The organism is Microbacterium sp. Leaf436, from assembly GCF_001424715.1.
Classification (GTDB): domain Bacteria; phylum Actinomycetota; class Actinomycetes; order Actinomycetales; family Microbacteriaceae; genus Microbacterium.
In genome coordinates, this window is record NZ_LMRB01000002.1 from 510,629 (window position 1) to 532,027 (window position 21,399).

Sequence of the window (21,399 nt, forward strand, 5' to 3'; positions counted from 1 at the left end):
TCAGCAGCCCTCGATGCGGAACAGGCGTGCGGCGGGTCCCTGCTGGTCGACGAGCACGAGGTGCTCCGACGGGGTGAGTCCGTACAGGCCCTGGCGGTCGAGTCCGACGCCGGGGTTGTTCCACACGTTCTGCGCACCGAAGTCGAGGACGTAGTCGACGCCGAGGCGATCGACCGCCTCGCACACCCGGGGGTCGCTGTCGATGTCGCGCAGGGCGTTGTTGATCAGCTCCTCGTCGGGCCCGAACGCGCCGAAGACGTGCTTGCGCAGCACCTCGCGCTCGCCGATCGCGTAGGCGAGCGACGTGCCGGTCCAGGGGCTGCCCGCGATGACCGCGTCGGCGGGGGTGGTCTCGGGAAGGCGCTCGAGCAGGGCCTCTTCGTCGGCCGTGAGCAGGGGCGAACCCGCGTCGAGCGCGTAGGCGCCGCGGGCGTCCTGCACCGCGCGGACGATGTTGGGGCTCACCCCGACCGAGAAGACGACGACGGCAGCGACCGCGGCGATGGCCACGCGCAGGCCGCGTGCCGCGCGGGCGCGCTGGAGCGATCGCGCCGCGAGGTCGACCAGCGTGATCGCGCCGAGCACCGCGACGGGGATCCCCGCGGCGGGGAGCAGTGCGGCCAAGCGGAAGGAGTCGTTGTACCAGGGGTTGGTGAGCAGCTCGCGCACCGGATTGCCCGCGGCGGTGCCCGACACCAGCACGAACAGCACGGTGGCGACCACCATGGGGCCGGCGATCACCAGGCGGCGCGGGCGCCGGACGATCGCGACGACGCCGACGAGCAGCAGGAGCGAGATCGTCACGGTGACGGTGTAGCCGTGGGGCGACAGCAGCAGCGCCTCGCCGAGGGCCTGCGCGGTGGTCTGCCACGGCAGCCAGCGCGACATCTCGGTGTTGGTGCGCATGACCCGCCACAGCACCGCGAGCACGAGCAGCAGTCCGAGCAGCATCGCCGCCGTCGCCATCCACCGGCGGCGGGTGGGGAACGAGATCGCCGTGGTCAGCAGCTCGACGACGACGATCGCCGCGCCGAGGGCGACCATGCCGAGGAACGCGTTCGGATGCGACAACCCGACCCCCGCCGAGGCGACGAGCAGCAGCACGGTGGCGCGGGCGCGGGCGGGCAGGCCGCGGCTGCGCAGCAGGTGCACCACGACGGCGACGCCGCCGGGCAGCACCGCGTAGCCCATGGCGTTCGGGTAGAGCACGCCGAAGAACATCAGAAGGATCGGGAAGGCGCCGAATCCGGTCGACAGTGCCGCGGAGCTCACCACGACCGCGGTGCGCTCCGACAGCAGGGCCGTGCTGAGCGCGACGACCGACAGCGGCCAGGCCACGGCCGACAGCGCGATGTTGGCCGCGTTGACGGCGAGGGGGACCGAGACTCCCGTGACGTCGGCCGCGAGGGCGGCGACGGTGTGCCAGCCGTTCGGGTAGAACCCGATGTCGGATGTCGCGCCGATGTGGAAGGCCGAGGCGTTGTCGGTGTCGACGGCGAAGGCGACGGTGTTGAGGTGGACGATCGCGTCGAAGGTCTGCGAGATGTGCGCCGGCCCGCCGAAGACGACCGCGAGCTGCAGTGCGATCACGACGGCCGCGATGCCCAGCGACACCACGCCCCACACCGCGGTGGACGGAGGGGTGCGGTCGTCGCGTTCGGGGCCGACCCAGCGGCCCAGCCCGAACGCGGCGGCGGCGGCGACGACCGTGAGGATCACCACCGGCAGCGGCGACCACCCCAGACCCACGAAGGGCGCCACGGTGGCGGAGACCGCGAGGATCGCGATCGACACGACCGGGGCCAGAGCCAGGATGCGCAGGCGACGCACGCCCCACCCGGCCGCGAGGACGACGATTCCGGGGACGGTGAGAGCGAGGATCGAGACGATGACGGGCATCACGATCACCGACCAGGAATCGCTCATGCACTCCCATTTCTCGCTGGACGACAGTCAGTCATGCTAACGGACGGTCCCTGACCCGCCCCTGAAGGCGTCGGCGAGGCCGCCGTTTAGACTGGACGGGTCGCGGCACCGTCTCCGCGCATCCGTCGACACGAAAGACGCTTCTCCGCATGGATCTTCTCATCGTCGGCTCGGGTTTCTACGGCCTGACCATCGCCGAGCGCGCGGCCGCCGCAGGTCGTAAGGTGACGGTCATCGACCGCCGCCACCACATCGGCGGCAACGCCTACTCCGAGAACGAGCCCGAGACGGGCATCGAGGTGCACCGCTACGGTGCCCACCTCTTCCACACGTCGAACCCGACGGTGTGGGAGTACGTCAACCGCTTCACGCGGTTCACCGACTACGTGCACCGCGTGTACACGACCCATAAGGGCGTCGTGTTCCCGCTGCCGATCAACCTCGGCACGATCAACCAGTTCTTCCAGGCCGCGTACACGCCCGATCAGGCGCGGGCGCTCGTGCACGAGCTCGCCGGTGAGTTCGAGGCCAAGGACGCCACGAACCTCGAGGAGCGCGGGATCGCCCTGATCGGCCGCCCCCTGTACGAGGCGTTCATCCGCGACTACACCGCGAAGCAGTGGCAGACCGACCCCAAAGACCTGCCGGCCGAGGTCATCTCGCGCCTCCCGGTGCGCTACACGTACGACAACCGCTACTTCAACGACACGTGGGAGGGTCTGCCGGTCGACGGCTACACCGCGTGGTTGGAGCGCATGGCCGATCACCCGAACATCGACGTGAAGCTGTCGACCGACTACTTCGACGAGTCGCAGCCCCTGAACAAGAAGGCCACCGTCGGCCAGGTGCCCGTGGTCTACACCGGCCCGGTCGACCGGTACTTCGACTACGCCGAGGGAGAGCTGTCGTGGCGCACGCTCGACTTCGAGCAGGAGGTGCTGCCGATCGGCGACTTCCAGGGCACCAGCGTCATGAACTACGCCGACGCCGACACCCCGTACACGCGCATCCACGAGTTCAAGCACTTCCACCCCGAGCGCGCCGACACCTACCCGACCGACAAGACCGTCATCGTGCGGGAGTACTCCCGCTTCGCCACGCGCGCCGACGAGCCGTACTACCCGGTCAACACGGCCGACGACCGCACCGGTCTGCTCGCGTACCGCGAGCTGACCAAGGGCGAGCGCGACGTGCACTTCGGCGGACGACTGGGCACCTACCAGTACCTCGACATGCACATGGCGATCGGCTCGGCGCTGACGATGTGGAACAACCAGCTCGCGTGACGTCGCCGTGCCTCTGACCCTCGGGTCGCGCACCCGCCCGGCACGCGCCGGACGGGCGGACGAGGGGCGCTGGGCGTATCGGCCCGACATCGACGGGCTGCGTGCCGTGGCCATCCTGCTGGTCGTCTCGTACCACGTGTGGTTCGGACGGGTCTCGGGCGGCGTCGACGTCTTCCTGATGCTCTCGGCGTTCTTCCTCACCCGCGGTTTCGTCCGGCGAATGGCCGGACATCACCCCGTGCGCCCGATCCGCCACCTGCTGGGAACCTTCCGCCGGCTCCTGCCGGCCGCCGCGGTGACCCTCGTCGGCGTGCTCGCGCTGGTGTGGACGCTGTACCCGCCCACCGCGTGGCGCATGGTGTGGGAGCAGACGTGGGCCTCGCTCGCCTACGTGCAGAACCGGGTGCTCGCGGCGGATGCCGTGGACTACTACGCGCGCACCGAGGTCCCGAGCCCGCTGCAGCACTTCTGGTCGCTGTCGGTGCAGGGGCAGGCGTTCCTGCTGTGGGTCGCGCTGCTGGCGCTGTGCCAGGTGCTCGTCCGTCGCCGGGGGCTGTCACCCGATCGCGTCGTCGGGGCGGTCTTCGGCGCGGTGTTCCTCGTCTCGTTCGTCTACTCGGTCATCCGCACCGCGGCCGCGCAGGAGGCGGCCTACTTCGACACCGGCGCTCGGCTCTGGGAGTTCGCGGCGGGCTCCCTGCTCGTGCTCGTGCTGCCGCACGTGCGCCTGGGCCGGGTGGCGCGCGCCGTCGTGGGGTGGACGGGGCTGGCGGGCCTGCTCGTGCTCGGCATGGTCCTCGATGTCCGCGGCGGTTTCCCGGGCTTCCTCGCGCTCTGGCCGGTGCTCTGCGCCGCCGCGATCGTGGTCTCGGGCTCGACCTCCGACGGGGAACGCGATCTCGGTCCCGGGCGGCTGCTGGCATCCCGACCGCTGCGGGCGGTGGGACGCGACGCGTACGCCCTCTACCTCGTGCACTGGCCGATCCTGGTGACCTTCCTCGTCGTGAACGACCGCGTCGAGGTCGGGCTGGTCGGGGGCGCGGGCATCATCGTGCTGTCGCTGCTGCTGGCGCGCGCGCTCACCTGGGCCGTCGACCGCCCGGTCCGGGCGTGGCGGCGTTCCGATCCCTCCGCGCTCGTTCCGATCGCCGTGCTGGCGGTGGCCACCACCGTGGTCGCGGTGCCGGTGGCGAGCTGGCAGATCGCGTCGTGGAGCGAGCAACGCGTGATCGCTGCGCGCGCGGAGGTCGCCAACCCCGGCGCGGCCGTGCTCCGCGACCCGACCCTGCCCCGGACGCCCGCCGACGCGATGCTGCTGCCGCTTCCCACCCTGCTCGACGACGAGTGGACCCAGCTCGAGCAGGTGTGTTCGTCGGACCGGCTCGTCACCGAGCAGATCCTCGAGGGGACGTGCTTCGAGACCGCGGGCACCTCCCGCGCGTCGCGGACCGTCGCCGTCATCGGCGACTCGCACGCTCAGCAGATCACGGCCGCGCTGCTGCCGGTCGCCGACGCGCAGCGCTGGGGAGTGGTGTCGTTGGTGAAGGGCGGATGTTCGATGGGCCTCGACGAGCCGGGGCTCGATCCGACCTGCGACGACTGGCGCGAGGCCGCCATCGCGCACGTCGAGCGGATCGCGCCGGACGCCGTGATGACGGTGGTCACGCGCTCCGACGCCGGCGACGACGACGAGATGGTGCGGGCCGGCATCGAGGGGTTCCTCGACCGCATGGGCGATGCCGGGATCGAGGTCCTCGGCATCCGCGACAACCCGCGGTTCGCCTTCGACATGTTCGGCTGCGTGAACGAGTCCGCCGACCCGCTCGAGTGCGCGGTTCCCCGCTCGGCGTCCCTCGCCGACCGCAACCCGGCCGACGACCTCGATCGACCGGGGCTGAGCCTGGTCGATCTCACCCCGTGGATCTGCCCCGATGACCTCTGCGTCGGTGTCATCGGCAACGTCGCGGTGTACCGCGACGACAACCACCTGACCCGCATGTACGCCCGATCGCTCGGTCCGTCGCTGGCCGAGCAGCTCCCGGCCAGGCTCGGATGAGCGCTCCGCGTAGGATTTCCCCGTGACCCCCGCCGCCGTCGGCGCCCCCGGATCGGCGCGGCGCTCCCTCCACTCGCTGTGGCTGCTGTCGGCGCGCGATCTGCGCGTGCGCTACTCGACCAGCGCGTTGGGATACCTGTGGTCGGTGCTGGATCCCCTCGTGATGAGTGGCATCTACTGGTTCGTCTTCACCCAGGTCTTCCACCGCTCGGTGGGGGAGGAGCCCTACATCGTCTTCCTCATCACGGCCCTGTTGCCGTGGGTGTGGTTCAACTCCGCCGTGACGGATTTCACGAAAGCGTTCAAGAAGGACTCCCGCCTGGTGCGCTCGACGTCGATCCCGCGGTGGATCTGGGTGAACCGCATCGTGGTGAGCAAGGGCGTGGAGTTCCTCTTCTCGCTCCCGGTGCTCGTGCTGTTCGCGGTCTTCGGCGGGGCGCAGGTGTCGTGGGCGCTGCTGGCCTTCCCGCTCGCCGTGCTGCTGCAGACGACGCTCCTGGTGGGGCTCGGTCTGATCGTCGCCCCGCTGTGCGTGATGTTCGGCGACCTCGAACGCACCACTCGTCTGGTGCTGCGGGCCCTGTTCTACGCGTCGCCCATCATCTACGGCGTCGGCAACCTCCCCGGCGTCTTCGCGGACATCGCGGCGTTCAACCCGCTCGCGGGGATCTTCACGCTTTACCGCGTCGGGTTCTTCCCCGACCAGTGGGACACCCTCACGGTCGTGGTGGGCGCGGCGGTGAGCCTCGGCATCCTGGGTCTGGGCCTGGTGGTCTTCCCGCGGCTCGAGCGTCCGGTGTTGAAGGAGCTGTGATGGCCGGTCCCGCGATCGACGTCCACGGGTTGGGGGTGCGCTTCCGCCGCAACCGCCGGGGTGGCCGCAGCCTCAAGGACATCTTCGGCGGCACCGCGCGCCGTTCGCGCCCCGACGAGTTCTGGGCGCTGCGCGACGTGTCGTTCCGGGTGCAGCCGGGGGAGTCGATCGGCGTGGTCGGCCGCAACGGCCAGGGCAAGTCGACGCTGCTCAAACTCGTCGCGGGCGTCCTTCTCCCCGACGAGGGGGGAGTGTCCGTCGACGGCGGGGTCGCGCCGCTCATCGAGATCACCGGGGGCTTCGTCGGCGACCTCACCGTGCGCGAGAACGTGCGGTTGACCGCCGGGTTGCACGGGATGCCACGGGCCGAGGTCTCCCGACGCTTCGACGACATGATCGCCTTCGCCGAGATCGGCGACTTCGTCGACACCCCGTACAAGCACCTGTCGAACGGGATGAAGGTGCGCCTGGCGTTCTCGGTGGTCTCGCAGCTCGACGAGCCGATCCTGCTGGTCGACGAGGTGCTCGCCGTCGGCGACCGGTCGTTCCGCGAGAAGTGCTATCGCCGCATCGACGAGTTGCTCGCCGAGGGGCGCACCCTGTTCTTCGTCAGCCACAACGAGAAGGACCTGCGCCGGTTCTGCACGCGGGGGCTCTACCTCGACGGCGGCGAGCTGAAGCTCGACGCCCCGATCGCCGAGGTGCTCGACCGGTACAACGCCGACTACGCGACGGGCTGAGCGGGCTCCAGGGGAGGCATCGGCTTCCACGACGCGTCGCGGGTGATGCGACGGCCGTCGCGGAGGCCGCGGAACAGGTGGCTCGTGCCGCGGAGCTTGCGCTCCACCACCAAGAGGCGGATCAGTTCCTTCACGAAGGTCAGGGTGGTCCCCGCGCTGAACGGCAGGGCCCGGTAGACGCCGAGCTGGCGGTAGTACTTCTGCAGATACGCGCGGTTGCGCATGATGTAGTACCGGTACGCGTCGCTGGAGGCGTTCATGTGGCGGATGCCCATGTCCCACTGCTTGATCTCGCGGGTGCGGCGCAGCACGAACTCGTTCACGATCACCGAGGGCGTCTGGCGGGAGGCGAGCCACCCGTAGAGCTGGTCGTCCCAGTAGATGAAGAAGCGGGGATCGGGCAGACCGATCTTCGCGACGATGTCGCGGTGGATGAACATCCCCTCGAAGCAGCCCGAGTTCATCGGCTTGAAGCCGGACTCGTCGAAGCCGGCGGGGGCGAAGGGGATGGGGATCGCCATCGACTCGGCGACGCGGTACTGCCAGTAGAACTCGCTGCCGTCGTAGTCGTAGCGCCGCCCCTGGATGCTGCGGAATCGCGGCGCCCATCGGCCCATGCGGGCGAGACCGTCGGAGACGACCTCGACGTCGTCGTCCATGAGCCAGATCCACTCGGATCCGAGCTCGTACGCGACGCGCATGCCCTCGCTGAAGCCGCCGGAGCCACCGGTGTTCGTGTCGAGTCGCCGGTACACCAGCTCGGTGGGGAGACGGTCCCGGAACGATTCGACGACGGCGGTCGTGTCATCGGTGGAGGCGTTGTCGATGACGACGAGGTGGCCGGGCGCCGGCTCCATCTGCGTGATGCTCTCGAGCAGGCGCGTCAGCAGGTGCGTGCGGTTGTAGGTGACGACGACGATCGTCGCCGTGGCCGGGTCGAACGCGTTCACGAGCGCTCCTCGAAGGTCGCGCGCCACTGGGCCTCGGAGACGAGGTCGGGAAGAGCCCGGCGGTACTGGGCGGACAGGCGGGGCCACTCGCGCTGCAGGCGTCGGTGCAGGCGCACGCTGTCGACGAGCATGCGGCGGAACTGAGCGCGATCGCGGGTGTAGATGTTCTTGCCCGAGCCGTCGGCGGCGCTCACGAGCGCGCTGTCGTACGTCGGGATGCGCCACCAGTGCGCGTCGTTCTTGCCGAACTCGACCTCGGGCTGGTCGACGTTGGCCGGATCGGGGGTGTGGAACCAGTGCGAGAGCAGGGTGCGCACGGTGAAGGTGCGCAGGGCGAGGCCGCGCGGGCTGTCGAACTCGTGCTTCTTCAGACGCTTGAACACCTGCCGGCCGCGACGGGCCCGCAGCGGAACGCCCGAGTCCTTGTGGACGACGGTCTCGGGGTGCTTCCGGGCGACGGCGCGGGCATCGGGCATGGCGGTGGCCAGGCCCGCGCGCATGTGCTCGGGGCCCGACAGGATGTCGCGCAGTGCCCGGTGCCGGAGTTCCACCGGGTAGTACTGCATCATCATGAGGTGCTTCAGATCGACACGTCGACTGTGGCGGATGAGGGTTCCGCCCAGCGGTGAGCGGGAGTGCAGCAGGGCCGCGACGATGCGGTTGCGGGCGTGGAAGTACGCCTGCCAGTCGATGGAATCGTCCTTGCCGATCCACGACACGTGCCACAACGCCACACCCGGCATCGACACGGTCGGGTACCCGGCATCCCGAGCCCGCACGCAGAACTCGGCGTCGTCCCACTTGATGAACGCCGGCAGCGACAGGCCGATGTCGCGCAGGATGCTCGTGGGGATGAGGCACATCCACCAGCCGTTGTAGTCGGCGTCGAGGCGCATGTGCAGCATGGGGCTCTGGCGCAGGTTGGCGACGCTGAAGTCGTGAGGGAGGCGCTCCTGGTAGAGCGCCCGCCACATGAAGGGGGCGTCGTCGACGACCTCGGCCCACGCGTGCAGCTTCGGGCGGTCGAGCAGATCGAACATGTGGGCGCCGACGATCGTGGGAACCGAGGCGTAGCGGCCGAACACCACCGAGCGGCGGATGGATTCCGGCTCGATGCGCACGTCGTCGTCGAGCAGCTGCACGAAGTCGCTGCCCGAGCGGGCGAGGGTCTCGACCATGGCCCGGGCGAACCCGCCCGACCCGCCGAGGTTGGGCTGACGCAGCACCTGCAGGGTCTCACCCAGGCGTTCCGCCACCGCCGGGTAGGCGTCCTGATCCTCGACGAGGTCGGTGCCCTGGTCGATGATGAACACGCGGTCGACGACGTCGAGCACGTCGGGGGCGTCGGCGAGGGCCTGGAGCGTCTCGACGCAGTAGTCGGGCTTGTTGTAGGTCGTGACGCCGATGCTGGCCTTGCCGCCGCGCGCCGGCTCCTGCTCGGTGGTCCACTCGGCGCCCTCGAACATCGCGTCCGCGCGATCGGCGGCGACGTCGAACCAGATCCACCCGCCGTCGCTGTACTGGTCGAGCACGAGGTCGAACGAGGTCGCGACCTCGTCGCCCTTCACCTCGCGGGTCTCGATGCGCTGCTTCGTGCCGCTGCCGTTGGAGCGGTACACCAGGATCGTGGCGTTGCCCGAGGTGTGCACGGTCAGGCGCACCTGGCGGACGGCCGTCCAGTGCTGCCAGTACGAGGCGGGGAAGGCGTTGAAGTACGTGCCGAACGACACGCGGCGCCCCGCGACGATGCGGGCGCGGTGGCGGTCGAGGATGTTGCTGAGCTGGGCGACGTTCGTGACGCGCACGGGCTCTTCGTCGATCGTCGACCAGGTCTCGGGGTCGACGTACAGCGGGAGAAGGTCGGGGTCGCGATCGAGCGGAAGCACGGCGTTCTGCAGGGTGTACGTCACGAAGAGGTCTTTCGTTCAGGGGCCGCGGCCGCGGGCGGCCAGCCAGCCAGCGGGAAGTCTACCCGGCGCGTCGCGGGCCGTCCTGAGCGTCGGCATCGCCGTCGGTCCCGTCGCCGGGGTCGTCGGTGCGGGGGGTGCGCGGGCCCGCCGCGGGGTTCTCGCCGGCCGCAGCGCCCGGCGGTGCGGCGGCGGCCATGCGCTGGTCGAGCTGCTCGCGCCACGAGCGGGACTGCCCCGCCCGCACCGCGCACAGCGCGAGCAGCAGCCACCCGGCCCCCGTCAGCGTGAAGCTCTCGAACACCGAGACGGTGAGCAGGGCGACCAGCGTCAACGGGGCCCACGCGTGCACGACCGCGCGGCGGGAGCCCGCGACGAGCCACCCGCGGGCCAGGCCGAGGCCGCCGAGGGCGCCGAAGAGCAGCAGCCCCACCCACCCGAGCTGCAGCAGCACGTCGAGGAAGGCGCTGAGCGCGGAGGCATGCCACGCGCCGAGCGCCAGGGTGATCAGGTCGAACGGCACGATGCCGGGTACCCACGCCCCGAACCAGCCGAACCCCTGCACCGGACGCAGCTCGGCCACGTCGAGCACGCGCACCCACAGATCGGTGCGCAGCGACAGGTCGGCGCTCGCGCCGAGCGCGGCGACGAGGGGAGCGCGCAGCGCGAAGACCGCCCCCGTCGCGACGACGACGCCCGCGCCCAGCAGCGTCTGCGCCGTGCGACGGCGAGCGGCAGGAACGCGCCGCACGGCCCACAGGGCCCCCGCGGCCAGCCCCGTCACGGCGGCGACGACGATGACGGTGGGCGAGCCGCTGAGCGCCGCGAGCACGCCGCCGAGCAGCACCGAGCCGATCGCGACCCCGGTCCCGACCGACCGGGTGCGCCACTCCACGAGGAAGGTGATCAGGGCCACGACCGTGACGAAACCGAGGGCGTTGCGCGTTCCGAACACGCCCTGCACGGGACCCAGGTCGGCGATCGCCCCCTGGATCTGCAGGAAGGGGATCGGAAGATCCAGCAGGATGCCGCTGAGCACCTCGAGCGCGAGCGACAGGCCCAGCAGCCACCGCAGCACGTCGCCGAGCGCCCGCACCGTCTGCACCGCGTCGCGCACGAGCCCGATGACCACCGCGAGGAACGCCAGCGCGGCGAAGGAGAGCCATCCGCCGAGCGCCTCGGCGGGGGCCGTGCTCCAGAACACGCTCGCCCCCGCCCAGGCGACGAGCAGCACGAGTGTCGTGGGAGCCAGGCGCACGAGGTCGATCTCGTCGCGCCGGGCCCAGAGGATCGCGCCGCCGAGGGCGCAGAGCCCCGCGAACACCGTCGCGAGCGTCACCGACCCGGCGGCCGCCGCGATCGCGAAGCCGCCGAAGGCGGCGGCGAACACCGCGAGGGTGAAGGCGCGGGCCAGGGCCGGGGAGGCGAGCAGGGGGAGCGGCGCGGCCGGCGCCGAGGTCACGGCGCGGGTCTCTGCAGCTCGCCGCGTTCGATCGACAGGCTCTGCTCGCTGGGGCCGACCCCCACGAGCGGCGTCTGCTTGATCTTCGCGCCGAAGAGCACGACGAACATCCATCCCCACAGCAGCAGCGGCCCGGATTCGGTCAGGCCGAGCACGACCAGCAGTGCTCCGATCAGGGTCGGGAGCAGTGTGAGGGGCGAGTGCGGGCGATCGGCGCGCAGGTCCCACCGCGGTCGATCGACGGCGAAGAACCACGAGCGCCAGACGTACGCGAGGTACACCAGCGCGAGCAGCAGGACGCCGATGCCCCCCAGCTGCAGATACGCGTCGAACCACATGCTGTGCGCCTGCACGACGGTCTGCCCGTGGTCGACGATCCAGCCGTCGATGAGCGGTTCCGAGGCGATCCAGGGCGTCGAGAAGCCCCACCCGACGATCGGGTGCTGGTCGGCGCGCGCCACGACGTCGGCCCAGATGCCCTCGCGGCCCGTGAGGTCTGCGCCGCGGCCGAGAAGCCCGAACAGGGCGTCGCGGCCGAACCACAGCGCGGCGCCCGCGCCGAGCCCGACGGCGGCGTACAGCAGGTACCACCGCGTGCGTTCGCCGGGGCGACGGGCCGTGCGCATCACCAGCACCGTGCCGAGCACGAGGGCGACGAAGGCCGCCGCGATGAAGGCCGTCGCCGACCCGGCACGGACGAAGAGGAAGGCGGCGACCGCCATCCAGCCGATGAGAAGAGTGCGGCGGGGGGCTCCGGCGGCGAGGCGCACCGCGAAGACGATGAGGGCGACGAGCATGACCGCGGCCAGCAGGTTGGCGTTGCCGAACACGCCCTGGATGCGACCGCCGTCGAAGAGGTTGTCGCGCGACCAGTAGACGATCGGATCGACCCGTTCCGAGGGCACGACGAAGCCGGGCAGCAGCGGGCCGCGCACGAACACCGAGACCACGACCTCGAACAGCAGCGACAGGCCCACGATCCATTTGGCGGCCGACGCGACCGCCCGCACGACGTCGCGCCAGGTGAGCACGGCGCCGATGAACAGCGCCTGGAAGGTCGTGATGGCCAGCAGTAGCCACGTGAGCACGGATGCCGCGGGCCACGCGCTCCACGAGATCGAGGCCGCCGCCCAGGCGACGTATCCGAAGGCGAGCCAGGGCAGGCGGCGCACCGCCACCGGGGGACGCACCACGATCCACACGATCGCCGAGACCACGGCGGAGCAGGCGACGACGATCGCGGCGACGAGGGGGCCGACCGCGTTGACGAGCCCGACGCCACCCAGGGCGAGCACGAGCACGAGCACGCACCAGGCGCGCAGCAGCAGGTGCCCGGTCGTCTCGCGCGGCGGTGCCGTCGGCAGCGCCGACACGGGGTGATTCGTGTACATCGCCATGGTGTGTTCAGGGTACCGGTCGGCATCCGGGGGCGCGGGGTGCTGCCACTAGGCTGACGCCCGTGCTTGTTGCGATCTCGAACACGCCCCGCGACTACGCCTGGGGCAGCCCGACGCTCATCGCCGACCTCGAGGGCCGCGAGCCCACCGGCGCCCCCGAGGCCGAGGTGTGGTTCGGCGACCACCCCGGCTCGCCCGCCGAGGTGCACGACGGCTCCGACCGCACGCTCGACGCCTGGCTCCCGGCCGAGGCCGCGGCGCACGGTGTCCCGGCGAAACTCCCGTACCTGCTCAAGCTGCTCGCCGCCGGCGCGCCCCTGTCGATCCAGGTGCACCCCTCGAAGGATCAGGCCGTCGAGGGCTTCGCCCGCGAAGAGGCCGCCGGTGTTCCCCGCGACGCGGGGTCGCGCAACTACAAGGACGACAACCACAAGCCCGAGGTCATCGTCGCCCTCAGCGACACGTTCACCGCCCTGGCGGGCCTGCGCGACATCGCGCGCACCCGGGCCCTGGTCGCCGCCCTCGGCGACGCGCCCGCGGTCACGGCGCTGCGCGAGCGCCTGGCCGCCGACGACGCGAGCGCGGCCCTGCGCTCGACGATCGGCTGGCTGCTGGGAGACGCCGATGCGGCGGAGATCGCCGAGATCGTCGACGCCGCGGCCTCGGCGCACTCCGACGAGTTCGCCGCGGAGCTGGCGTTGGCGGGCTCGCTCCACTCGGCGTACCCGGCCGACCCGGGCATCGTGGTGGCGCTGCTGATGAACCTCGTCGAACTGCGCCGCGGCGAGGCGATCTTCGTGCCCGCCGGCGTGCTGCACGCGTACGTCGCGGGTCTCGGCGTGGAGATCATGGCCGCCAGCGACAACGTGCTGCGCGGAGGGCTGACCCCCAAGCACATCGACGTCGCGGAGCTGCTCTCGCTCGTCGACTTCCGTCCCGCCGAGCCGCCGTTCCTGTCCCCGACCGTCGCGGACGGTGTCGAGGTGTTCGCCCCGGGGATCGCGGACTTCGCCCTCGGACACCTCGTGCCCGGCGCCGCGGCGGCGCTGGAGCTGCGCGGGGTGGCGATCGCCCTGGGTGTCTCGGGTGAGACGGTGCTCACCGGCGCCGCCGGCGGCACGGTGACCCTGAAGGCGGGTCAGGCGGCGCTCATCACGCCCGACGAGTCGCCGGTCTCGACCGACGGCGGCGGCGAGGTCTTCGTCGCGATGCCCGGAGCCTGACGACCCGACACGCCGTGGCGCGTCGTGAAGGTTCATCTCGGCCTTGAGGGTTTACGATCCGCGACTTGACCAAATCGAATGACACGGGTGTAATTACTTATGCGCGGCACCGCGCGTCACGGGGTTCGAACCAGGCGGAGGACGATATGGCGACATCGCAGTACCGGTCCGGTGTGCCGGACAACTGGTTCGTCGATCCGGTCGATCTCGGTGTTCCCGGAGTCCGTCGCGACGTCGACTCCACCGAAGAGAACACCCTCTCGTGGCAGACCGACGCGCTGTGCTCGCAGACCGACCCCGAGGCGTTCTTCCCCGAGAAGGGCGGCTCGACGCGAGACGCCAAGCGCATCTGCACCTCGTGCGACGTGAAGTCCGAGTGCCTCGAATACGCGCTGCAGAACGACGAGCGCTTCGGCATCTGGGGCGGTCTCAGCGAGCGCGAGCGCCGCAAACTCAAGCGCCGCGCCTGATCTCCGGCCCGCTTCACCCGCAACCGAGCGATCCCGTCGCCGACGGCGCGGCGTGCGTCATCGCGCAGGACCGCGCTTAGGCTGATCCGCGTCATGCCCGCTCGTGTACACGCCATCCTCGTCGTCCGCCCCGAAGGACGCACTCCCGCCGCGAACCATCTGCAGCGGACGCTCGCCGCGCTCGCCGCGCAAACGCGTCCCGTCGACGCCCTCACCATCGTGCTGTGCGGCGCCGATCCGGCACTGACCCAGCTCGCCGCCACCTCGGGCGCCGAGGGCGTGATCACCGCCCCCGCGGGAACCTCCTTCGCCGCCGCGACCGCACTCGCGACCCCACGCCTCACCGGTGACGCGGTGTGGCTGCTCGCGCAGGACACCGCGCCCGACCCCGACGCCCTCGTGCGACTAGCCGGTGCCCTCGAGCTGTCGCCCTCGCTCGTGGTCGCCGCCCCCAAGCTCGTGGCGTGGGACGAGCGCGACATGATCCTCTCGCTCGGCGTCAGCATGAACCACTACGGCAGCACCGTCGAGCTCGCCGCGGGCGAACTCGACCAGGGCCAGCACGACGGCGACGCCGACGTGCTCGGCACCGACGTGCGCGGCGTGCTCGTCCGACGCGACGCGTGGACCTCGCTCGGGGGCCTGGATCCCGCCCTGGGCGGCGCCGACGAGGGGCTCGACCTGGGCGTGCGCGCCCGCCTCGCCGGCACCCTCGTCTCGGTCGTGCCCGCGGCCCGCGTCGCGGTCGCCGGTGACGGTGTCGCGGCGATGGCCCGCGGCCGTCGACGGGCCCGACGACGCGCCTTCGCCACGCGCACCGCGCAGTTGCACCGTCGTCTCGCCTACGCGCCGGCGCCCGCCGTGCCCCTGCACTGGTTGTCGTTCCTTCCGTTGGCGCTCTGGCGCACCGTGCTGCACCTCGTGACGAAGATGCCCTACCGGGTCCTTCCCGAGTGGGGCGCGACCCTGCTGGTCATGGCCCGGGTGGCCGCGGTCGCCCGCGCTCGCCGCCGAATCCGCGCCGTCCGCACGGTGGGGTGGTCGCGCATCGCCCCCCTGCGGGTCTCCCGGGCAGAGATGCGCCTGCGGTGGGAGGGCGACGGGGCCGACCCCGACGCCCCCGTGCGCTCGGAGCTGCGCTTCTTCGTCGGCGGGGGCGCGTGGACGGTCCTCGGCGCCCTCGCGGTGTCAGCGGCGCTGTTCGCCCCCCTCCTCGCCTGGCCCGTGCTCGGTGGGGGTGCCCTGGTGCCGCTGCGGGCCAACATCGCCCAGCTCTGGCAGGACGCCGCGTGGGGAGCGCGCCCCCTGGGCCTGGATGCCGTGGGCCCCGCCGATCCGTTCTCGGCCCTCGTCGCGCTGATCGGCACCCTGTCGCCCGGCGACCCCTCGCGGGCCTTCGTGGTGCTGTGGGTGCTGGCCCTGCCGCTCGCCGTACTCGGCGCGTGGTTCGCCGCGACGCGCGTGACCGAGTCGTCGCTGCTGCGCATCACGGCCGCCCTCGCCTGGGCGCTCGCCCCGACGTTCCTCGCCTCGCTCGTCGAGGGTCGCCCGGCCGGGGTGCTGCTGCACCTGCTGCTGCCGTGGCTGTTCTACGCCGCGAGCGTCGCCCACCGTTCGTGGGCGCCCGCCGGGGCGGCATCCGTTCTGCTGGTGGGCGTGCTCGCGTGCGCCCCCTCGCTCGCTCCGGCCGTGGTCGTGCTCTGGTCGGCGGCCCTGGTCGTCGTGGCCCTCGTCGCCGGTCGCGGCGTGGCGCGCGTGGTCTGGCTGCTTGTGCCCTCGATCGTCGTGTTCGCGCCGCTGGTGTGGACGCAGGTGCGCACGGGCAATGTCTGGGGCCTGCTCGCCGACCCCGGCGTGCCCTACGCCGGCGCCGAGGTCCCGTCCGATCCCCTCGGGCGGGCGCTCCTGGCCGTCGGCTTCCCCACCTCCGACCCCGGCGGGTGGGCGTCGCTCACCGGCGGTCCCGTCTGGTGGGTGGGTCTTCTCGTGGCCCCCTTGGCGGTCCTCGCCGTGCTGTCGGTGCTCACCCCGCGGTGGGTCACCGGCTCCGCTCTCATCGTCGTCACCGCCGCCGGGCTGGCCACCGCCTTCGCCGCCGTCGGCGTGGCCGTCTCGTTCGATCACGCCGTCGCAGTGCCGCTCTGGCCCGGTGCCGGCCTGAGCCTGGCGTGGGTGGGGGTGGTCGGTGCGGCGGTCGTCGCGCTCGACGCCGGCATCGTGCCGCGCGTCTCGGCGCTGCGCCCGATCGGCGCCCTCGTGGTGCTCGCCGCCCTGCTCGTCGCCGTCGCGCCCGCCCTGACGGCGCAGACGGGTAACGGCGACTCCGGGCGCTCGGTCGTCACCAACGGTCCCGTCTCGACCCTGCCGGCCTTCGTCGCCGCCGAGGGGCGCGGATCCACCGACGTCGGGACCATCGTGCTCGACCCGCGCGCCGACGGGCTGCGGGTCGACGTCGTCTGGGGCGGAAGCGCCACGCTGTCGGGACAGAGCACCGTGCAGTCCACGCGCACGACCCCCGGTCCGGGCGACGTCGAGCTCGCCGCCCTCGCGGCGGATCTCGTATCGCCCTCGGCCGACGACGTCGTCTCGCGCCTGGCCGCACGCGGCATCGGTTTCGTGCTGCTGGAATCCGCCCCCGCGGGGGAGGACGACGTCATCCGCGGGGCGCGCCTGGGGGCGGCCACCTCGCTCGATCAGCGCGACCTGCTCGACCCGGTCGGGGCGACCTCCCGGGGCGACCTGTGGCGCGTCAACGCCCCGCTGCAGCCGCGCGCCGAGATGGACGCCCACCAGGTCGCCCTGCAACGGCTGGTGACGTTCGGATCGATCGGCGTGCTGCTGGTCGCCCTGCTGCTCGCCGTTCCCACCGCCGCGTCGCGCCGCGTCGCGCGCCGCACGCCGCGCATCGTCGGCCCGACACCGGGAGGATCCCGATGAGCAACCGTCGCTTGGCCCGCGTGGCGGCCACCAGCGCCCGCGTCGTGGCCGGCGCCGCCGTCGCCACGGCGGCGGTGGTGGGAACCGTGGTCGGCATCGCCGCCCCCTGGCCCGAGTACACGGCCACTCCCGTGCGTGTGGAGGCGACGCCCGCTCCCTCCGACACCGTGCTCGCGTGCGACGGCCCCCTGCTCGCCCTGGGGCGCAGCGCCGACGCCGCCGGAAACCTCAGCGCCGCCGCCGCCCAGCAGGTCGTCAGCGGACCCGCCGACAGTGCCGCGGCGGTCACCACGCTCACCGGTGCCACGGCCGACGCCTCCGGCGACGCCGAGGCCCTCCGCGCGGCACCGCTCGACGAGACGCAGACCCCTCTGGCCGCCGCGGGGTCGGCGACCGCCGTCTCGGACGATCTGACCGGGTTCGCGGCATCCGCGTGCCGCGCCCCCCTCGCGGAGTCGTGGTTGGTCGGAGGCGCGACGACCACCGGCGCGAACGACCTGGTCGTGCTCGCCAACCCCGGCGAGGTTCCCGCGACGGTGCAGCTGTCGGTCTACGGAGCGCAGGGCGTGTCGACGCCTCCCGGCGGGCGTAACCTCGTCGTGCCCCCCGCCGGTCGCCGCGTGGTGCCCCTGGCGGGGCTCCTGCTGGGCGAGGAGAGCCCGGTCGTGCGCGTGGTCGCCTCGGGCGCTCCGGTGCACGCGTCGCTGCAGTCCGCCCTCACCCGCGTGCTGCTGCCCGGCGGGAGCGACCAGGTCGCGCCGATCGCGCAGGCCGACACGCGGCTGGTGATCCCTGGCGTCGAGGTGCTCACCACCGGTCAGGGGCAGGCCGGCACGGTGCTGCGTCTGCTGTCGCCCGGCGCCGACGCCACCGCCACGGTGACCCTGTCGCCGCTGGACGCCGCGGTCGCCGCCCCCGCTCCGAGTCAGGTTCCGCTGAGCGTCGGCAAACCCACCTCGCTCGACCTGTCGGGTCTGGCCGCCGGCGCGTACACCGTCGAGGTCGACGCCTCGGCTCCGGTCGTGGGCGCGACGTGGTCGACCACGGGATTCGGCGAGGGCGCCGACTTCGCCTGGTACTCCCCGGCACCGCGCTTCATCTCGGCGAGCACCATCGCCGTGGCTCCCGGCGTGGGCGCCGTGGTCGTGCTGACCGCCGAAGCCCAAGACGTCACGGTGACCCTCGCCCCGACCGACGGGGGAGCGCCGATCGTGGCGACGGTCGCCGCGGGAACGAGCGTCGCGGTCCCCGCGGCGGCGGGTGCCTATCGTCTCGAGACGAGCGCCGCGGTGCATGCCGCGGTGACCTACTCGGGAGCGGGCGCGCTCGCGTCGTACCCGCTGTGGCCGGCGGATGCCGCCGCTTCGGCGCTGACGATCCTGCCCTGACGCGTCGCCGCGACGTCGCGCCCGTGCGGCGTGCGCGCGTCGATCAGAAGAAGCGGAAGCGCTCGGGGCCGAGGTCCCACGGGTCGCGGTCGAGGAACTCGGCCGCGGCGCGGAAGACGGCGCCCTCGATCACCATGCGGCGGTGCAGGTCGTCGTCGTGATGCGGATGCCCGAGGCGCTCGATGGGCACGCGGTAGAGGATGATGCGTTTCTCTTCGCGCAGCACCGTCCACCGGGGGATGCCATCGGTCGCGGCCGGCGGCATGATGCCGATCTCGAACGACACGTCGCGCAGCTCGGTCCAGGCCGAGCGCAGGAACTCCGCGGCGGCCCCCACGGCGACGTCGAAGCGCTCGACGCGCGTGTCGACCGGCGGCAGCGGCGGACGCACGACGGGACTGCGGTTCTCGCGCCCGTGGCGGCCGTGCCGCGACGGACGGACGACCGGCCGGGCTTCGCGGGATCGTCGACGCACCATGCGTTCATCCTATGGTTGCGGTGCGCGACGTCGGCAGCTCGGTCGGTACCGTCTGCATGATCCGCGGGCACCGCCACCGTTCGTTTCGACGCATGAAGTCGACGCATAAACGCGGATCCTGCGCATGAACACGCTGCCGTCGCGTTTATACGCGGGATGAGCGTTTATGCGTGTGGGGGCGATGCGGGCCCGGCGCAGAGGGCGCGATAGTGCGGCTGTGCCGCCGCTGTCGGGCGCGGCATCCGGGGGCGACGGCGCGGCGCGGCGGTCGCCAGGCGCCGGCTGAGTAGGCTGACCCGCGATGCGCGACAGACTCTGTTCGAAGGTGGCGTGCGCCCGCGAGGCGATGAGCACCCTCACCTACGACTACGGCGACCAGATGGCGGCCCTCGGCCCCCTCGGTCCCGTCGGAGACCCCCACGCGCACGACCTGTGCGCGATCCACGCCGATCGCCTGTCGGTTCCGCAGGGGTGGGTCGTCGTGCGGCACGAGACGCTGCGCGCCTGAGCCCGCCGCGTCAGACCCGCTCGGTGAGGGCGGCGGCGCGCTGATTCTCGAGCAGCAGCGCCCGGTACTCCCGGTCGCGCCGCACCGTCGACACGGCCCGCACGAGCGTCTCGGGGTCGGTCGGGGGCAGGGGCGACACGAACGGGCGGACCGCCTCGGCCAGCGCGGCGGCGACCCGCGCGCGCGAGGCCGGGTCGAGCGCGTCGGCCCCGCGCACGAAGGTCGACATGCGCGCCGCCAGTCGGTCGGGCAGGCGCGAGACGTCGGCGATCGCGGCCCACGATTCGAGTCCCGGAGGGATGCCGGGGGCCGGCGGCGGCAGGGGACGCGTGCGGGTGCGCTCGCTCGAGGTGCCCGCGAGCAGATCGCCCAGGCGCTGGGAGCGGGGCGTGAACATCCCCACCACCGCCGCGATCGCCCCGAGGGTGAACCACAGTTCGAGCACGCCGACGAGGGAGCGGATGAACGCCTGACGGAACCCCGCCGCGCCGCCGTCGGTGCGGACGATGCGCCCACCGACCACGAGGCGGCCGAGGCTGCGTCCGCGCGACAGGGTCTCCACCGTCGTGGGCAGCGCGACCATGACGACGACGAGCAGGGTGACCACGGCGATCCCGACCGCGCTCTCGGGCAGCGTCGCTCCCACGACCATGGTCGCGATCAGCAGGCCGCCACCGAGCAGGAGCGCGAATCCCACCACCATGTCGATGAGGCAGCCGACCGCCCGCAGGAAGAACCCGAGGGGTTGGACGTCGAGGGCGACGGCCTCGCCGGTGAGGGTCTCGTCCGCACCCGTGTGCACGAGTGCGACCGAAGGTCCGGGGGTCGACGACGATGCCATGCGTACAGTTGACCACATGGACCTCGACGCCCTCACGGCCGCCCGACGAGACGAGTGGTCCCGCCTCGACGATCTCGGCCGTCGGCGCCGGTTGAGCGGCCCCGAGGTCGACGAACTCGTCACGCGCTACCGCGCGGCATCGGCCGACCTGGCCGACATCAAGACCTCGGCCGGACGCACGCCGCAGGGCGACTACGTCTCGCTGCTGCTCGCCCGCACGCGTCTGCGGCTGACGGGCGTGCGGGAGAACGTGCTGAAGCAGTTCCCGCGCTTCTTCCTGCAGCAGCTGCCCGCGGCGCTGTACCGGGTGCGGTGGATGACGCTGGCGGTGACGGTGTTCTTCGTCGCCGTCGCCACCCTCGTCGCCCTCTGGATCTCGAACGACCCCGCCGCGGTGGCCGCGCTCGGCTCGCAGAGCGAGCTGCAGAACTACGCCGACGAGCGCTTCGTCGACTACTACCGCGAGAATCCCAACGCGATCTTCGCCGGGACGGTCTGGACCAACAACGCGTGGATCGCGGCGCAGTGCGTGCTGTTCGGGGTGACCGGGTTCTGGCCGGCGATGGTGATCATGCAGAACGCCGTGGGCGTGGGGCAGTCGGCCGCGATCATGATCGCCTTCGACCGCGCCGACGTGTTCTTCCAGTTCATCCTCCCGCACGGCCTGTTGGAGCTCACCGCGATCTTCGTCGCGGGAGCGGCGGGTCTGCAGATCTTCTGGGCCTGGGTCGCCCCCGGCCGACGCACGCGCGCCGCGGCTCTGGCGGCGGCCGGACGATCGCTGGCCACGGTGGCGGTGGGGCTCGTGTTCGCCCTGGCGCTGTCGGGTCTCGTCGAGGGCTTCGTCACGCCCCGCGACTGGCCGTGGCCCATCAAGATCGCCATAGGCGCGCTCGCGCTGGGCGTGTTCCTGTTCTACATGCTGTGGGTGGGCCGGAGGGCTGCGGCCGCGGGCGAGACGGGCGATCTCACCGAGTACGAGGCGGGGACCCCGACCCTCACCGCCGGCTGACGGC

The 21,399-nt window shown here is 72.2% G+C and carries 17 protein-coding genes; 10 read left to right on the forward strand and 7 right to left on the reverse strand.

The features are described 5' to 3' along the window. Entirely contained in the window at positions 1-1,926 is a 1,926-nt protein-coding gene (locus ASG45_RS16150) for a DUF6541 family protein (RefSeq protein WP_055834505.1), read from the reverse strand. Between the two features lie 149 nt (positions 1,927-2,075). On the opposite strand from ASG45_RS16150, the gene glf reads away from it, so the two are divergent. Genes glf through ASG45_RS06690 form a run of 4 tightly spaced genes read left to right on the forward strand, consistent with a single transcriptional unit; the run spans position 2,076 to position 6,822 of the window. After that, positions 2,076-3,212 carry a UDP-galactopyranose mutase gene (gene glf, locus ASG45_RS06675; protein WP_055834508.1) on the forward strand — a complete coding sequence of 379 codons (1,137 nt, stop codon included), beginning with the start codon at positions 2,076-2,078 and terminating at the stop codon, positions 3,210-3,212. A 7-nt stretch (positions 3,213-3,219) separates the two neighbouring features. After that, a complete protein-coding gene (locus ASG45_RS06680) occupies positions 3,220-5,268 on the forward strand; it encodes an acyltransferase family protein (protein WP_082516493.1) in 2,049 nt (682 codons plus the stop codon). Between the two features lie 22 nt (positions 5,269-5,290). Continuing rightward, positions 5,291-6,082, forward strand: coding sequence for an ABC transporter permease (locus ASG45_RS06685; RefSeq protein WP_055834512.1), 792 nt, complete (start codon positions 5,291-5,293; stop codon positions 6,080-6,082). Continuing rightward, positions 6,082-6,822 carry an ABC transporter ATP-binding protein gene (locus tag ASG45_RS06690; protein WP_055834515.1) on the forward strand — a complete coding sequence of 247 codons (741 nt, stop codon included), beginning with the start codon at positions 6,082-6,084 and terminating at the stop codon, positions 6,820-6,822. The genes ASG45_RS06685 and ASG45_RS06690 overlap by 1 nt, the downstream gene beginning before the upstream one ends. Here the strand turns inward: ASG45_RS06690 and ASG45_RS06695 are convergent. The 4 genes from ASG45_RS06695 to ASG45_RS06710 are packed head-to-tail and all read right to left on the reverse strand — an operon-like array spanning position 6,807 to position 12,538. Continuing rightward, complete coding sequence (locus ASG45_RS06695) at positions 6,807-7,772, reverse strand: glycosyltransferase family 2 protein (RefSeq protein WP_055834518.1); 966 nt, start codon at positions 7,770-7,772, stop codon at positions 6,807-6,809. The two genes, ASG45_RS06690 and ASG45_RS06695, sit on opposite strands and share 16 nt — an antisense overlap. Continuing rightward, positions 7,769-9,682: a glycosyltransferase gene (locus ASG45_RS06700; protein WP_055834521.1), complete on the reverse strand. Its 1,914-nt coding sequence runs from the start codon at positions 9,680-9,682 to the stop codon at positions 7,769-7,771. The genes ASG45_RS06695 and ASG45_RS06700 overlap by 4 nt, the downstream gene beginning before the upstream one ends. Before the next feature lie 58 nt (positions 9,683-9,740). Then, positions 9,741-11,141 (reverse strand): O-antigen ligase family protein, encoded by a 1,401-nt coding sequence (locus tag ASG45_RS06705; RefSeq protein WP_200943397.1) that lies wholly within the window; start codon positions 11,139-11,141, stop codon positions 9,741-9,743. Further along, on the reverse strand, positions 11,138-12,538 hold the full coding sequence (locus tag ASG45_RS06710; protein ID WP_055834525.1) for an O-antigen ligase family protein: 1,401 nt from the start codon (positions 12,536-12,538) through the stop codon (positions 11,138-11,140). The genes ASG45_RS06705 and ASG45_RS06710 overlap by 4 nt, the downstream gene beginning before the upstream one ends. A 62-nt stretch (positions 12,539-12,600) precedes the next feature. Between ASG45_RS06710 and manA the strand changes: the two genes are divergently transcribed. The 4 genes from manA to ASG45_RS06730 all read left to right on the forward strand — a co-directional run bounded on the left by manA (position 12,601) and on the right by ASG45_RS06730 (position 18,556). Next, the gene (gene manA, locus ASG45_RS06715) at positions 12,601-13,761 is read left to right on the forward strand and encodes a mannose-6-phosphate isomerase, class I (protein ID WP_055834528.1); all 1,161 of its coding nucleotides are present in this window, start codon (positions 12,601-12,603) and stop codon (positions 13,759-13,761) included. A gap of 146 nt (positions 13,762-13,907) precedes the next feature. Further along, on the forward strand, positions 13,908-14,231 hold the full coding sequence (locus tag ASG45_RS06720) for a WhiB family transcriptional regulator (RefSeq protein ID WP_055834531.1): 324 nt from the start codon (positions 13,908-13,910) through the stop codon (positions 14,229-14,231). A gap of 93 nt (positions 14,232-14,324) precedes the next feature. After that, positions 14,325-17,168, forward strand: a complete 2,844-nt coding sequence (locus tag ASG45_RS06725; protein ID WP_055834532.1) for a glycosyltransferase — start codon at positions 14,325-14,327, stop codon at positions 17,166-17,168. Further along, entirely contained in the window at positions 17,165-18,556 is a 1,392-nt protein-coding gene (locus ASG45_RS06730; protein ID WP_055834537.1) for a DUF5719 family protein, read from the forward strand. The genes ASG45_RS06725 and ASG45_RS06730 overlap by 4 nt, the downstream gene beginning before the upstream one ends. A 43-nt stretch (positions 18,557-18,599) precedes the next feature. Here the strand turns inward: ASG45_RS06730 and ASG45_RS06735 are convergent, their stop codons facing one another. Then, positions 18,600-19,034, reverse strand: coding sequence for a hypothetical protein (locus ASG45_RS06735; protein ID WP_191926293.1), 435 nt, complete (start codon positions 19,032-19,034; stop codon positions 18,600-18,602). A 301-nt stretch (positions 19,035-19,335) separates the two neighbouring features. On the opposite strand from ASG45_RS06735, the gene ASG45_RS06740 reads away from it, so the two are divergent. Continuing rightward, positions 19,336-19,542 carry a DUF3499 family protein gene (locus tag ASG45_RS06740; RefSeq protein ID WP_055834540.1) on the forward strand — a complete coding sequence of 69 codons (207 nt, stop codon included), beginning with the start codon at positions 19,336-19,338 and terminating at the stop codon, positions 19,540-19,542. A gap of 10 nt (positions 19,543-19,552) precedes the next feature. Here the strand turns inward: ASG45_RS06740 and ASG45_RS06745 are convergent, their stop codons facing one another. Continuing rightward, a complete protein-coding gene (locus ASG45_RS06745; RefSeq protein ID WP_055834543.1) occupies positions 19,553-20,383 on the reverse strand; it encodes an RDD family protein in 831 nt (276 codons plus the stop codon). A 16-nt stretch (positions 20,384-20,399) separates the two neighbouring features. Between ASG45_RS06745 and ASG45_RS06750 the strand changes: the two genes are divergently transcribed. Continuing rightward, positions 20,400-21,395, forward strand: coding sequence for a stage II sporulation protein M (locus tag ASG45_RS06750; RefSeq protein WP_055834546.1), 996 nt, complete (start codon positions 20,400-20,402; stop codon positions 21,393-21,395). Positions 21,396-21,399: the final 4 nt, after the last annotated feature.